Raw genomic sequence first — 14,610 nt, forward strand, 5'->3', positions numbered from 1 at the left:
AAAATTCTGCTATAATGGCTCATGTAATAAAATATAACAACAAAAAGGAGAACGATATGACATCTGCTAAAGAATATATCCAAAGCGTGTTTGCAACTGTGAAAGCTCGTAACGGGCATGAGGCTGAATTTCTCCAGGCGGTTGAAGAATTCTTCAGCACTTTGGAACCTGTATTTGAAAAACACCCTGAGTATATCGAAGAAAACATCTTGGCACGTATCACCGAGCCTGAGCGCGTGATTTCTTTCCGTGTTCCTTGGGTCGACCGTGATGGAAAAGTGCAAGTCAACCGTGGTTACCGTGTTCAATTCAACTCAGCTGTTGGACCATATAAAGGCGGACTTCGTTTCCACCCAACTGTAAACCAAGGGATCTTGAAATTCCTCGGATTTGAACAAATCTTTAAAAACGTCTTGACTGGACTTCCAATCGGTGGAGGTAAAGGGGGATCAGACTTCGATCCTAAAGGGAAGACTGATGCTGAAGTGATGCGCTTCTGCCAAAGCTTCATGACTGAATTGCAAAAATACATCGGACCATCACTTGACGTCCCAGCTGGTGATATCGGTGTTGGTGGACGTGAAATCGGCTACCTTTACGGTCAATACAAACGCCTGAACCAATTTGATGCTGGAGTCTTGACTGGTAAACCTCTTGGATTTGGTGGTAGCCTGATTCGTCCAGAAGCTACTGGTTACGGTTTGGTTTACTATACTGAAGAAATGCTCAAAGCAAATAGTAACAGTTTTGCTGGTAAGAAAGTGGTGATTTCAGGTTCTGGTAACGTAGCTCAATACGCTCTTCAAAAAGCTACTGAACTCGGTGCTACTGTCATCTCTGTATCTGACTCAAATGGTTATGTCATCGATGAAAATGGTATTGACTTTGACCTTCTTACAGATGTCAAAGAAAAACGTCGTGCTCGTTTGACTGAGTATGCTGCTGAAAAAGCAACTGCTACTTACCATGAAGGTTCTGTATGGACTTACGCTGGGAACTACGACATTGCTCTTCCATGTGCGACTCAAAACGAAATCAACGGCGAAGCAGCTAAACGTTTGGTGGCTCAAGGAGTTATCTGCGTATCAGAAGGTGCTAATATGCCTAGTGACCTTGATGCGATTAAAGTCTACAAAGAAAACGGAATCCTTTACGGACCTGCCAAAGCTGCCAACGCTGGTGGTGTAGCTGTATCGGCGCTTGAAATGAGCCAAAACAGCCTTCGCCTCTCATGGACTCGTGAAGAAGTTGACGGCCGTCTCAAAGACATCATGACAAACATCTTTAACACAGCTAAAACAACTGCTGAAACATACGGTCTTGGTACTGACTACCTTGCAGGAGCAAATATCGCTGCCTTCGAAAACGTAGCAAACGCTATGATTGCACAGGGTATTGTTTAAACCCTAAATTTAAAAATCAGCTTGCTCATTTGAGCAGCTGATTTTTTGTCTATCAATGGATTGTAACGATTTACCGAGCTGACTCTTTCAAAAGGGTCAGATATTCCTCCAAGACCAGTTGATGTTTTTGCATATATTGGGCCGACTCTACGCCAACATAACGATAGTGCCAATTTTCAAAATTCACACCAGTAATATCGCTTTTCCCTTCAGGATAGCGCAGAATAAAGCCGTATTTAGGGGCAATTTCTGCAATCTTATTTGCCACGCCATCTTCCTGACCTTCTGGCTCGCTCATATCAATCGCCAAGCCTGTCTGATGCTCACTGGCACCTGGCAGCTGGATCCGCTTTTGCACTTCTTGCTCCGCTTCTTGCCGAGACAAGCCTTCTTCTTCGGCCAGAGCTAGGGCTTCTTCATAGAGCTCTGTCTGCTCCGCTCGGCTACGATAGCCCGAAATCAAAGTTTCCTCTGGCGCAATGGCCCGAGCTGCAGCCAAAAATTGTCTAGTATTTTCAGCAATCCGACTATCTACCTGAATATCATCGATTTGGGTCAACCTAGGATGAGACTCTTCCTGTAAATGGCTACGATTGATTAAAGTCAACTCCCAATCATCAACTGACACTTTGGGCAAGTCAGAACTCTGGGCTTTAAGAGCATGATTCATAAAAGTTGGCAAGTCTTCATCCATATCTTGCACTCGCAATAGAGCAAACAGCAAACTGATCCCAATTCCTAGAAATAAGAGCCTATTTATTAGTCGAAACAGAGAGAGTTTTCTCTTTCTTTCATGGCGACCTCGTCTCAAGACTTGTCCTCCAGCTCTTTCGCTCCAACTTCACGATAGGACATATCACCGATAGAAACAACTGAAAATTGTCCATCTTCATAGTCTACGATGGTCACACTACCATTGCCTAGGCCATGAGGTTGCATGCGATTAATCAGGTAGACAAAGGTTCCGATGGTCATGCCATGACTAACAACCAAAGCATTGCCACCGCCCGCAGCCTCCAGCTCCTCAGCAATCTCTGAGAAGCCTTGCCAAATTCGGCCGCTGAGTTTTTCCCAATTCTCAGCCCAGCCAGCCGTGTCGACTTCTACTAAGCCTTCTGCCAGCTCGGCATAGCTGAGTTGATGGACATGGTCGATATTAAAGACCCTAGGCATAACTCCCATAAAAAGCTCACCATCATAGCCACCATCAAAGCTGCCAAAACACCACTCTCGAATGCGCTTGTCAAACCGATAAGGAATCTTTCCAGTCAAGCCCAGCTCTTCCAGAATAATTCCCATGGTCTGAATGGTTCGACCTGAATCACTGGATCTAGCTAGTTTAAAATCAATACCCGCTTTTCGCAAACCAATCCCTAATTCATGGATGCCACGTTCGCCTTCTGCCGTCAATGGACTATCACTCCAGCCCTGAGCTCGTCCGATTGTATTAAACATCGTTTTGCCATGCCGGATGAGGTATAATCTTGTTTTTGCCATACACTTCCCCCCTTATTCTCCTCTCATTATATCACGTTTCTGAAAAAAAGCAGTTTCTAAGATTGAGAGAAAACAGCTCAATAAGGCTCAATTATTGCCACGCTTTCTTTTAACTGTTTATTTCAGAATCTAAAATTTTAGCGCCAACTTCACGGTAGGACACATCTCCCAAGATCTGAATCGTAAATTGCCCTTTTCCATATTCGACGACTGTCACACTGCCGTTGTCAACCTCAGGATTTTTGCTAATGGCTTTATCAATCAGATAAGCAAAAGTCCCGATGGTCATACTATGGCTGACAACCAAAGCATTGCCTCCACCAGCACCCTCCACTTCTTGGGCAATAGCTGTAAATCCAGCTAAAATCCGTCCGCTGAGTTGCTCCCAGGACTCAGCCCAGCCGGCCGTATCTACTTCAACCAAGCCGTCTGCCAATTCTGGGAAAGTCAGCTCTTTATAATTGTCAGTGTCACGTACCCTCGGAATCACTCCACGGAAAAGATCGCCACCATAAGCCCCGTCAAAGCTCCCGAAGCACCACTCTCGGATGCGCTTGTCAAACTTATAAGGAATCTTCCCTACCAAATCCAGCTCTTCTAGGATAATCCCCATGGTCTGAATGGTTCGGCCAGAGTCGCTCGAGAAAGCCTTGGTAAATTCCAAGCCAGACTCTCTTAGCCCAATCCCTAGCTCACGGATACCACGTTCGCCTTCTTCAGTTAAGGGAGTGTCCGACCAACCTTGAGCCCGACCAATGGTATTAAACATAGTCTTACCATGCCGGATGACGTATAATTTTGTTTTTGCCATGAATATCTCCTTTTTAATCAAGGCCACTCGTCTAAGAGTGGCTTATTTGTCTCACACTTGACTGAGCAAGGCAGAGGGAAAGAGAGTGGGACAGAAATTGGTAATTCGTTAGAATTCGATTTCGTCATCCCACCTCCGCACAGTTGAGTAGGGCTGTAAAAGCTGATGAAATCAGCGTAGTAGAGCCCACTCAACCACTGCGTCTTGCTCGACAATCCAAAGACAATTAAGAGGCTAGGACTTTTGTCCCAGCCCCCTATATACTTAGTTTTTAAAACTGTGAATCGGCGCAGGAATCTGACCGCCACGTGCGATAAAGGCAGCTGACGAAGCCTGATTGACCTTCATAACTGGCGCTGTTCCCAAGAGTCCACCAAATTCGATCATATCGCCTTCCTTGCCCTTTGGAATAATCCGCACAGCTGTTGTCTTCTGATTGATGACACCAATAGCTGCCTCATCCGCAATCATGGCTGCGATAGTTTCAGCCGGTGTCGCCTCTGGGATGGCAATCATATCCAAACCGACCGAGCAGATAGCAGTCATAGCTTCTAGCTTTTCTAGATTGAGCGAGCCATTTTGGACAGCTGCAATCATGCCCTCATCTTCAGAAACAGGAATGAAAGCACCAGACAGTCCGCCAACCTGATTGCAGGCCATAACACCGCCTTTTTTAACTTGATCATTGAGCAGGGCAAGCGCCGCTGTCGTACCATGAGTGCCAACTGTTTCCAAGCCCATTTCTTCCAAGACACGGGCCACTGAGTCCCCGACTGCTGGCGTCGGCGCCAGACTCAAGTCAACAATCCCGAACTTGACACCCAGACGCTCGCTGGCCATCTGACCGACCAACTGGCCGATACGGGTGATTTTGAAGGCCGTTTTCTTGACCGTTTCAGCCACCACATCAAAACTTTCACCACGGACCTTTTCCAAAGCCCGCTTTACAACACCAGGCCCAGAAACACCGACATTGATGACCACATCTGCTTCACCGACACCATGAAAGGCGCCCGCCATGAAAGGATTGTCTTCGACCGCATTGCCAAAGACGACCAACTTGGCGGCCCCCATGTCAGAAAGCTGGGCCGTTTCCTTGATAATCCGCCCCATATCCGCAACTGCCGACATATTGATGCCAGTCTTGGTTGAGCCGATATTGACAGAGGAGCAGACCTTATCTGTCTCAGCCAAAGCCCGCGGAATGGAATTAATAAGGATTTCGTCCCCTTTTTGATAGCCCTTTTGAACCAAAGCGGAGAAGCCACCGATAAAGTCCACACCGATTTCTTTTGCTGCCCGATCCAGAGCATGAGCCAGAGGCAGATAGTCCGTAGCATCCGTCGCTGCCCCAATCAGAGAAATTGGAGTCACTGAGACCCGCTTGTTGACGATAGGAATCCCCAGCTCGGCTGCAATCTCATTCCCGACTGAAACTAAATCTTTAGCCTTGGTCGTGATTTTTTTGTAAACCTTATCCGCCGCCCTCTCAATATTTGAGTCAATACAATCTAAGAGTGAAATGCCCATGGTGATGGTCCGAATATCAAAATTCTGCTCCTCAATCATGGCAATGGTTTCTGTAACTTGTCTAATATCCATGCGCCCTCTCCTTAGATATTGTACATCGCGTCAAAAATGGCTGCGCTTTGAATATTGATTTTGACATTGAGGGTCTGACCAAAGGCCTCAAATTCACTACGAAGCGCTGCAAAATCCTGCTTTTCATCGCTAGAAACGACAGCCATCATAGTAAAAAATTCATCCAAAACAGTTTGTGAAATATCGTCAATATTGAGCCCCAGCTCGGCAATTTTACTAGCTACACCAGCCACAATCCCTGCCTTATCTTTTCCAACAACCGTAATAATCGCTTTCATCGTTTGCTCCAATCATCTTTATTGCTAATATTGTAGCATAAATGCCTGGTTTTTGCATGAATTTGCAGAAATCCAAACTGCGAATCTTGCGGGCTGTTTAAATATCAGACTCAAATACTCTTCAGAAATTACACATATCTCTTCCTTTTGTTAGAAGTTTGTTTTTTATCTATGTTTTCGTTTGTAAACGATTTCAATATTTATTATACTAAATTTAAGAACATATTAAAATCGTTGCTATTTCTGGTAATTACAAGGAACATCCTCTCTTCGTTTATGCTGGAAATCCAACCAATCGTCTGCATACCATTCACTTCTACCGTTGGGTATCGAACGCTGTCTTTGGCGATCAATTGGCTGAGCTGAAAGATATGCCTGTCACTCATAAACCAAGTGTCGAAATTGTTGAAATTTTGAACCAAAAACCTCAAGCAGGTCAAGCAACCATAACAACCTACAAACCTACACCTCAACTAGTAAGCGTAACACAGCAAGACCAACTGCCAGAAACAGGAAGCAAGGAAAACTCTGCTCTCTTTACAGTTGCAACGATTCTTCTGGCTACAAGCGGTGGTCTCATCTTGCTCAAAAAGAAAGAAGCGTAAGCATTTCTATTCTGCTAGATAGAACTTTGCTCATGATAGCTCCTTAAATATAAAAATCGCATGGACAAATCATTTCAGATTCATCCATGCGATTTTTTCCGTGACTTATGATCTTGCAATTTGATCCGATATTGAGGAAAGCTAAATCGAATATAGACTTTCATTATTAACCTAAATCAGTTAAAATAGCGCTCACAAGAGCCGTTTTCTGGTCTTTATCATGGATTTTAGGGCCTTGAATCATTGCTCTCTTCCACCATCTCAATCCAAGAATCAAAATACTGCTCCATAAATTGAGTCTGCTCCGCTATCAAAATTTTGTCAATCTCCTCATTAGCAGGAGCCAAGATCCACTTGTCTTCTATATCATCACGCCGATGGATGATAGCAACCAACTTTCCTGTAAAATTTTCCAGAGGCTGCTGCTGGTCACGGGAAATAATATACACATCCTGCTCTTCGCCATCTCCACCCATCAGCTCAGGGATATAGCCATAGTTAATCAGATAGACATTCCCAAAAGAATCTTTAAAACCGACCGGCCGATCAATGACAGCACTAAACATTGTTTCCTTGTATTTCACCCTTTCTTTACCTCCATCAGCTACTTTCTAGCTTCATTATACAAGAAAAATCCCGCCGGAGCGAGATTTTCTATCTATAGCCTGATTATTCGTTTATATTTCCTATATTATGTAAGCCTTGCACCACATGAAATTAGAATAGACTTCGCTGTTTTTCCTGTTGCCACTTGTCAAGGACTTTTTAATCAAAATCATCTTTTTTTTCATTCGATTTTCTCCTAAGCTCCCTCAGCATTATTCTTGTAAGTTTATCTTGCATTGTTTCAGTTGCATTTTCATCGAAATGGACAACAACCTCATAGGTGGTCTTTCCGATCTTTCTTTTTGTTCTAATGCCTTTTTTATCTGTGTTTTTCAGTTCTTCCATAAATTCTCCTTTCCTCGTTGAAATAAAAAAAGCGATTAGATTTTTTATTTTCTAATCGCTCTTACCAATATTTTGAAATTAGTTCTAAAACCAAGAAGCTCAATCATCTCTAAATTGAGGTTTCTCACTATTTTCATATGGATTATAATGATTGATGTTGCAGCCAAATTCTTTTAGTTTCTTGATTTTATTCTCCTTTGTCCACTCAACCAACGATATACCATCAAAATCTTCTATTCTTCCATCATTCATCTTACTTTTGAAGTACCATTCAACAACTGTTTGATGTTCACTATGGAAAAACTGCTTTATATCCCACGCAAGCACTTTTCCTCTTGTATTCCACTCATTAAACCAATGCTTTACAGTTGCTCGATTTTCATATTTAGGACACCAACTTTCAGTATAAACAACATCTTCCGCAAATATATCGTCTATTCCTAAATCTTGTTGTTTGAGCCACATATCAAACCATAAGCTAATGATCTTCTCTCGGTTTTTCATATTTATCACGCTCCTAATGCTCGGACTTATAAATCCATTTTTAGATAAATCATATCTACTAATTGGACACCTTCTTCGTAAATCGGATGTTCATAATTATCTATAAAAAAATTCTTGATGATATGAGAACGAATAAAGCCACATTTTTCATAAAAAAGGATGGTAGTCTGACTTTCTCCCGTTCCAACTTGCAATACGGAATATTCCCCTTTGTATTTCTCTATAATAAAATCAATGAAAGCCTGTCCGTATCCTTTTCTTTGATAATCCGGATGAATGGCAATACTTTTGATTTCAAGAGTATTATTCCCCACATTTAGGACAACACACTCGCCCTTTACTCCGTTATCGTCTAAAACATACATTGTGCCATCTGCTATATATCTGTCGATCATATCTTCTTGTTCATCTGCCAATAATAAAAGTGATAAAAACTGCTTCTTATTTTCTACAACTTCTCTTATTTCTATTAATGTGAACACCTCTCAAATCAATGATGTTTTATTTCTCTTAAATTTTATTATACCATTAATTTCCAAGCCTTTCCATTTCCAAATACCATAAAGGAATATTTTTAGTAAACCCACTACAAAACGATGGTAATCGTTTTATCAAACAATAAAAAAAGAATTAAGCAAAACATCTTTCACTCAAATAGTGATGAAGTGTTCTTCTTAATTCTATAACTCCTGTTGCTACTTGTCATGGATAAGAACCTCATAGCTGCTCTTTCCAATCATTCTCTTTGCACTAATGACTTTTTATCTATGTTTTTCAGTTCTGCCTTAAATTCTCCTTTCCGTTTTTGAATTTTTGACAATAAAAAGGAAGTATCGGCTATTTGCTTTTACTTCCTCTCTATAATTTTATTTAATTGTTTTACTTCGACAAACTGGGATTTAGATTTTAACCCTTACGTAAAATAAAACGGGCTATTCTCCTGAAGTATGTTCTATAACATTATAGTTTAATGCAAAGCGTAGCTATATAGTCATTTCCATAACGTGATAATCGATTTCTTTTGTCACACGATTCATAAAAATCTATCATAGCGAGACCATTTTTAAGTTGCCCTCTAATCTGAGTTTCTAAGGTATGGCTAAATTCATATCCATATTCTGGATTTATGGTTATCTTGCCTTCCTCTTCAAGCTCTTTTGAATTAAAAGGTAGTGAAAACTTTAAAAGTAATTCCTCATCGGGTTTGTCCCATACAATGTCAGCATCATACATGTATATCCAAGGGTTCATAAATCCGACCATTAACAATCCACCCTTTTTCAATACTCGAGAGGCTTCTTTATACATGTTTTCTAAATCTTCTATATATACATTTGAAACCGGATTAAAAATAATATCAAACGTTTCATTTTCAAATGGAAATGGTTTTGTCAGATCACCTTGAACGGTAGTGATTTTTAAGCCTTCTCTTTCAGCAACCATCTCATCTCTTTGTAATTGTGATGTAGAAAAATCCATGATGGTGACATCATAACCTTTTGCAGCGAAAACTGGACCCTGCTGTCCGCCACCACAAGCTAAACCTAACATCTTTTTTCCGTTTGCTTTTTCAAACCATTCTTTCGGAACTTTTTTCCCAACAGTTAATGCAACAGAAATGGGATGTTTTCTAACTTCTTCTAATTCTTCATGTGTCAAGGGCTCAGTATAATCATTTTTGACATTATTCCATCTATCTTCATTTAATTTTATATAATTTGTCATCTTATAATCTCCTCGTAATTTTATACTATTTCGATTTAAGTTAGATGTGTTGCCATCACTTAATTTCATTTTATTATACCATATGTTCAATTACTATTTTTCATGCCATCTTTAAAATATTTGAAGCTTTTGTGCTAGCTATTCCTGCCATTCTAATTCAAATATTAAACGTCGTCGCTCAAACTCTCGTACTAATGATGATTCTATTTCAACTCACATTTTTCGTCACACACATATCAGTTTTTTAGCTGAGCAAGGAATTCCAGTCGAAGCAATTCAAGATCGTGTTGGGCATACACGAGGAAGTCGTGGCACAGATATCTATTTGTACCTTACACAAAAAAACAAAAGATCTCATCATTCCTGTATTAGATTCGTTAACTAAATAAGTGTGGCAAATTTGTGGCAAAACAAAGAAAAAGGTTTATCCAAATTGGATAAACCCTGTTATATCAAGCTTTTACAAGCTTCTTATGCTTTACCTTCTGAACCGAAGACGTCAATACGTTCTTCAACAGAGGCTTGGATAGCTTTTACACCGTCAGCCAAGAATTTACGTGGGTCGAAGAGTTTCTTCTTGTCGTATTCTGCTTCGTTTGCTTCGTAATCGCGAGCAAATTTACGAGTTGCGTTAGCGAATGCGATTTGGCATTCAGTGTTAACGTTAACTTTGGCAACACCAAGTTTGATCGCTGCTTGGATTTGGTCATCAGGAATACCTGAACCACCGTGCAATACGATTGGGAAACCTGGAACTGCTTCTGTCAATTTTTGCAAGTGATCAAGGTGAAGACCTTTCCAGTTTTCTGGGTAAGGACCGTGGATGTTGCCGATACCAGCTGCCAAGAAGTCAATACCAGTTTCAACCATTGCTTTAGCGTCTTCGATTGGAGCCAATTCACCATCACCGATGATTCCATCTTCTTCACCACCGATAGTACCAACTTCAGCTTCTACTGACACGCCGTTTGCATGAGCAAATTCTACAACTTTACGTGCTTTTTCAAGGTTTTCTTCAACTGGAAGGTGTGAACCATCAAACATAACTGAAGTATAGCCAACTCGGATACACTCAAGTGCATCTTCGTAGTGACCATGGTCAAGGTGGATCGCTACTGGTACAGTGATACCCATTGATTCAACAAGGTTAGCGATCAAGTTGCGAGCAACTTTGTAACCACCCATATATTTAGCAGCACCCATTGAAGTTTGGATCAAAACTGGTGCTTTTTTAGCTTCTGCTGCGCGCAAGATAGCTTGAGTCCACTCAAGGTTATTTGTGTTAAATCCACCAACTGCATAACCATTGTCACGAGCTGCTTGGACAAATTTTTCTGCTGAAACGATTGCCATTTGTAATAGGCCTCCTCTTATTTTTTGTGGAATGAACCACTTACATTGTTTATTTTATCACTTTTTCACTGAAATTGCTAGTTTTTCCTGAAATTTTAAGTAATTCCCAAGCAATTTTTGAATTCAGGCATCTTCAGTTCTTTGAGAAAACAAAAAAACTGACCGAAGTCAGCTAATCCTATGCGGAGAGAGGGACTTGAACCCTCACGACCTAAAGCGGTCACAGGATCCTTAGTCCTGCGCGTCTGCCAATTCCGCCATCCCCGCGATTGAGTACTTTACTAGTATAACAGGATAATCTCCCCTTGTCAACACCTTTTTTTCAAAACTTTTAAAAAGTCTTTTCAAAAATAGAAATGAGACAGGCTTAAAAACAAAAGCCTATCTCACTCTTTTCATTAATGTTTTTCCAAATTGCGCAACATCTGATCAATCTTATTACCGTACTCAATAGACTCATCTTTGACGAAAGTCAAATCTGGAATCTTATACATCTTGAGGTTTCGGCCCAGTTCACGCTTAATGGTGCCGGTTGCCTTTTCCAAGCCCAGCTGTGCCTTTTGATTATCCGAAGCCAAGTCACTCATGATGCTATAGTAGACCTTGGCCATAGACAGATCGCCCAGCATTTGGACATCGGTAATGGTCACACCTTGGACACGTGGATCACGGACCTTCTTTTGCAAAATCTCATTGACTTCGCGCTTGATTTCCATTCCTACACGGTCGGTACGAAAATGATTTGCCATAGGATTTCCTTTCTAATTTTTCTTCTGCAATATGAGGCTGGGACAAAAGTCCTAGCCTCTCAATTGTCTTTGGATTGTCGAGCAAGACGCAGTGGTTGAGTGGGCTCTACTAGGCTGATTTCATCAGCTTTTACAGCCCTACTCAACTGTGCGGAGGTGGGACGACGAAATCGAATTCTAACGAATTACCGATTTCTGTCCCAGTCTCATATGTTTAGTTTTAGTTGAATGAAATTCGCTCTAAGCTCTTTGCGAAAAAGGAACTTGGACTAGAAGTATCGACTTCCATCAAATATGCTTTTCACTGAGAGTTTTCGACGGATTTCTCTTACTTCTTAATTTCTTCCATGATGTAGGCTTCAATCGTATCATCCACTTGGATATCGTTGTAGCCATCAATCATGAGACCACCTTCGCGGCCGTTAGTGATTTCTTTGACATCATCCTTGAAGTGCTTCAAGCTAGCCAACTGACCATCGTAAATTACGACGCCGTCACGGATGACACGAACCTTGGAATCACGCGTAACTTTACCGTTGATAACCATGAATCCACCGATAGTACCAACCTTGGAAACCTTGAAAGTTTCGCGGATAAGGGCTTCCCCGATGATTTTTTCTTGGTATTCTGGGTCCAGCATTCCTTTCATGGCATCTTCCATTTCTTCGATAACCTTATAGATAATGCTGTGAAGACGGATTTCTACATCATCAGCTTCTGCTTGCTGGCGAGCTTGCGGTGTAGGGCGAACGTTAAATCCAATGATAAAGGCATTTGAAGCTTCTGCCAAAGTTACATCGGATTCATTGATAGCACCAACTGCTGAGTGGACAATGGTAATCTTAACGCCTTCCACTTCAATCTTCTGCAAGGAAGCAGTCAAGGCTTCTACAGAACCTTGTACATCGGCTTTGATAATGACGTTAACAGACTTAACTTCACCGGCTTTGAGGGTATCAAAGAGATTTTCCAGACTGACACGATGAGTAGCTTGACGTTGCTTGAGAAGGGCACGTTTAGCACGTTCTTCACCAGCTGCACGCGCAGCTTTTTCATCTTCATAGACGGCAAAGTGGTCACCTGCCATCGGAGTTTCATTCAAACCTGTGATAGAAACCGGCGTAGATGGACCTGCTACTTTGACACGACGGCCCAGGTCATTGGTCATAGCACGGACACGTCCGAAGGTATTTCCGACAACGATTGGATCTTGAACATTCAGCGTACCTTGTTGGACAAGAAGAGTTGCAACTGCACCTTTTCCTTTATCCAAACGGGCTTCGATAACAGTACCGATAGCACGAACAGTCGGATCTGCCTTGAGTTCTTGAATTTCTGCTACAAGCAGAACTGTTTCCAAAAGCTCATCGATGTTTTGGTTGAATTTCGCAGAGATTTCAACAAACTCAGAATCTCCACCCCAAGCAGTTGACATAACACCATGCTCAGCCAATTCACCAATTACGCGCTCAGGATTGGCACCTGGCTTATCGATCTTGTTGATGGCCACAATAATTGGCACATTAGCGGCTTTAGAGTGGTTGATCGCTTCAATAGTCTGAGGCATAACACCGTCATCAGCTGCTACGACCAAGATGGTAATATCGGTAACAGAAGCACCACGCGCACGCATAGAAGTAAAGGCCGCGTGTCCAGGCGTATCCAAGAAAGTAATCTTCTTGCCATTTTCCTCAATCTGGTAGGCACCGATATGCTGAGTGATACCACCCGCTTCACCTGTCGCAACGCGAGAGTTACGTAGAGTATCCAAGAGGGTTGTTTTACCATGGTCAACGTGTCCCATGATAGTTACAACCGGCGGACGCTCTACCAATTCATCTGGATTGATATAGCCTTCTTCGACAAAGAAGCGCTCAATATCAGCTGTATCCACTTCTACCTTCTTCTTAGCTTCGATACCGTAGTCCACCATGAGGAGCTCAATAGTATCACCGTCAAGAGATTGGTTTTGCGTTGCCATCACGCCCATCATAAAGAGCTTCTTAACGATTTCAGCTGGCTCGCGCTTGATCCGTTTTGCGATTTCCGCAACGGTCATACCATCTGTGTATTCGAATTCGCTTGGCAACTCATGGAACTTGCGTTCTGTAACAGGTTTTGGAACCTGATTCTGGTTACCTTTTCCTTTTTTATTTTTCTTATTGTTATTCCAGTTACTGTTTCTTTGATTTCTCACTTGATTTTGACTATTTCGATTCTTTTGTTGTTTTCTTGGACCTTCTTCTTCGCGATCAAAATCATCGCGCTTCTTATCTGGTCGAGCTTGCTTTTTACGACGTGTATCTACTGCAGCTTGTGCTGGTGCAGGAGCAGCCGGTTGGACTGTTTCAGCCGGAGTAGCTTTAAATACTTCAGCAGTTGTTGTCTCTGCTTGGACTGGCTCTTTTCGTCTATTCTGGCGTTCCTGCGCTTCTTTAGCTGCTTGAGCCTGTTTAAAACGCTCCTCACTAGAACGGGCATACTCCGCATTTTGCTCTGCTTTCAGAGCTGCTGCCCGAGCCTTAAAGTCAATTTTTGGCCCTTGAGGCTGTTGGCGGTTCTGACCGTTAAATCCTTGATGATTCTGACCATTCCGACGGCCATCTTGACCACGATTATCACGACGGTCATTGCGGCGCTCTTGGCGATCATTGTTGACCTTGCGGTCATGACGATCACGCTCATTACTTTCCTTCTGATCAGAATTTTGTGGTTTCCGATTTTGTTGCTGCTTACGACGCTCTGCTTGTTCCTTGGCACGCGCTTCACGCTCTGCCTTAAAATTTCGACTTTGTGGCCGAGCTGGAGCCGGTTTAGCAGGAGCTTCAGTTGTCACTGCTTCGGTAACTTTTGTCTCTTCTTTTTTAGCTGGAGCCACTTCCTTTTGGACTGAAGCAGCTGGTTTTTCAACTACTTTTTTTGGTGCGGGCTGAGAATTCACCTCTTTTTCCGGAAGAGGCTTAACAACTTCTTTAGTCGCGAAGCTAGCCTTGATGCGCTGGCTTGCTTCTTCTTCTACGCTGGAAGAATGGCTTTTGACTTCTAGGCCTAATTCCTTAGCCCAAGCTACTACCTCTTTACTTTCCTTCCCCAATTCTTTTGCGATTTCGTACAATCTAATTCTAGACAATT

Annotated in this window: 15 protein-coding genes, 1 tRNA gene and 1 pseudogene; 3 read left to right on the forward strand and 14 right to left on the reverse strand. The window is 42.1% G+C overall.

Annotated features, from left to right (window positions below):
- The first annotated feature begins 56 nt into the window (after positions 1 to 56).
- On the forward strand, positions 57 to 1,403 hold the full coding sequence (gdhA, locus tag HBA50_RS07700) for an NADP-specific glutamate dehydrogenase (RefSeq protein ID WP_045498879.1): 1,347 nt from the start codon (positions 57 to 59) through the stop codon (positions 1,401 to 1,403).
- A 70-nt stretch (positions 1,404 to 1,473) separates the two neighbouring features.
- Here gdhA and HBA50_RS07705 read toward each other — a convergent pair whose 3' ends face one another.
- The 5 genes from HBA50_RS07705 to HBA50_RS07730 form a co-directional block, all read right to left on the reverse strand.
- Positions 1,474 to 2,214, reverse strand: coding sequence for a D-alanyl-D-alanine carboxypeptidase family protein (locus tag HBA50_RS07705; RefSeq protein WP_045498876.1), 741 nt, complete (start codon positions 2,212 to 2,214; stop codon positions 1,474 to 1,476).
- Positions 2,211 to 2,900, reverse strand: coding sequence for a histidine phosphatase family protein (locus HBA50_RS07710; RefSeq protein ID WP_045498873.1), 690 nt, complete (start codon positions 2,898 to 2,900; stop codon positions 2,211 to 2,213). Before HBA50_RS07710 ends, HBA50_RS07705 begins: the two co-directional genes overlap by 4 nt.
- Positions 2,901 to 3,009: 109 nt before the next feature.
- Positions 3,010 to 3,711, reverse strand: a complete 702-nt coding sequence (locus HBA50_RS07715; protein ID WP_045498869.1) for a histidine phosphatase family protein — start codon at positions 3,709 to 3,711, stop codon at positions 3,010 to 3,012.
- 264 nt (positions 3,712 to 3,975) lie between these two features.
- Positions 3,976 to 5,313 (reverse strand): PFL family protein, encoded by a 1,338-nt coding sequence (locus HBA50_RS07725; RefSeq protein WP_045498866.1) that lies wholly within the window; start codon positions 5,311 to 5,313, stop codon positions 3,976 to 3,978.
- An 11-nt stretch (positions 5,314 to 5,324) separates the two neighbouring features.
- On the reverse strand, positions 5,325 to 5,591 hold the full coding sequence (locus tag HBA50_RS07730; RefSeq protein ID WP_005590918.1) for an ACT domain-containing protein: 267 nt from the start codon (positions 5,589 to 5,591) through the stop codon (positions 5,325 to 5,327).
- Positions 5,592 to 5,818: 227 nt separating this feature from the next.
- On the opposite strand from HBA50_RS07730, the pseudogene HBA50_RS10550 reads away from it, so the two are divergent.
- Positions 5,819 to 6,196: pseudogene (locus HBA50_RS10550) on the forward strand (LPXTG cell wall anchor domain-containing protein); the annotation flags it as partial.
- Positions 6,197 to 6,423: 227 nt separating this feature from the next.
- On the opposite strand, the gene HBA50_RS07740 reads toward HBA50_RS10550, so the two are convergent.
- From HBA50_RS07740 to HBA50_RS07760, 5 genes are all read right to left on the reverse strand, one after another.
- A complete protein-coding gene (locus HBA50_RS07740) occupies positions 6,424 to 6,762 on the reverse strand; it encodes an inorganic diphosphatase (RefSeq protein ID WP_045498860.1) in 339 nt (112 codons plus the stop codon).
- A 199-nt stretch (positions 6,763 to 6,961) separates the two neighbouring features.
- Complete coding sequence (locus HBA50_RS07745; RefSeq protein WP_045498857.1) at positions 6,962 to 7,147, reverse strand: transposon-encoded TnpW family protein; 186 nt, start codon at positions 7,145 to 7,147, stop codon at positions 6,962 to 6,964.
- A 99-nt stretch (positions 7,148 to 7,246) separates the two neighbouring features.
- Positions 7,247 to 7,651, reverse strand: a complete 405-nt coding sequence (locus HBA50_RS07750) for a nuclear transport factor 2 family protein (protein ID WP_045498854.1) — start codon at positions 7,649 to 7,651, stop codon at positions 7,247 to 7,249.
- Between the two features lie 26 nt (positions 7,652 to 7,677).
- On the reverse strand, positions 7,678 to 8,121 hold the full coding sequence (locus HBA50_RS07755) for a GNAT family N-acetyltransferase (protein WP_200893261.1): 444 nt from the start codon (positions 8,119 to 8,121) through the stop codon (positions 7,678 to 7,680).
- 490 nt (positions 8,122 to 8,611) lie between these two features.
- Positions 8,612 to 9,376: a class I SAM-dependent methyltransferase gene (locus tag HBA50_RS07760; protein ID WP_045498848.1), complete on the reverse strand. Its 765-nt coding sequence runs from the start codon at positions 9,374 to 9,376 to the stop codon at positions 8,612 to 8,614.
- 217 nt (positions 9,377 to 9,593) lie between these two features.
- On the opposite strand from HBA50_RS07760, the gene HBA50_RS07765 reads away from it, so the two are divergent.
- Positions 9,594 to 9,761, forward strand: coding sequence for a site-specific integrase (locus HBA50_RS07765; RefSeq protein WP_436977127.1), 168 nt, complete (start codon positions 9,594 to 9,596; stop codon positions 9,759 to 9,761).
- Positions 9,762 to 9,847: 86 nt separating this feature from the next.
- On the opposite strand, the gene HBA50_RS07770 is transcribed toward HBA50_RS07765, so the two are convergent.
- The 4 genes from HBA50_RS07770 to infB all read right to left on the reverse strand — a co-directional run bounded on the left by HBA50_RS07770 (position 9,848) and on the right by infB (position 14,608).
- On the reverse strand, positions 9,848 to 10,729 hold the full coding sequence (locus tag HBA50_RS07770) for a class II fructose-bisphosphate aldolase (RefSeq protein ID WP_045498845.1): 882 nt from the start codon (positions 10,727 to 10,729) through the stop codon (positions 9,848 to 9,850).
- 181 nt (positions 10,730 to 10,910) lie between these two features.
- Positions 10,911 to 10,996 (reverse strand) — tRNA-Leu (locus tag HBA50_RS07775).
- A gap of 131 nt (positions 10,997 to 11,127) precedes the next feature.
- Positions 11,128 to 11,478: a 30S ribosome-binding factor RbfA gene (gene rbfA / locus HBA50_RS07780; RefSeq protein ID WP_005590924.1), complete on the reverse strand. Its 351-nt coding sequence runs from the start codon at positions 11,476 to 11,478 to the stop codon at positions 11,128 to 11,130.
- Positions 11,479 to 11,806: 328 nt separating this feature from the next.
- On the reverse strand, positions 11,807 to 14,608 hold the full coding sequence (gene infB, locus HBA50_RS07790) for a translation initiation factor IF-2 (RefSeq protein WP_045498842.1): 2,802 nt from the start codon (positions 14,606 to 14,608) through the stop codon (positions 11,807 to 11,809).
- Positions 14,609 to 14,610: the final 2 nt, after the last annotated feature.

The sequence above is a fragment of the Streptococcus cristatus ATCC 51100 genome (genome assembly GCF_011612585.1).
GTDB lineage: Bacteria > Bacillota > Bacilli > Lactobacillales > Streptococcaceae > Streptococcus > Streptococcus cristatus_H.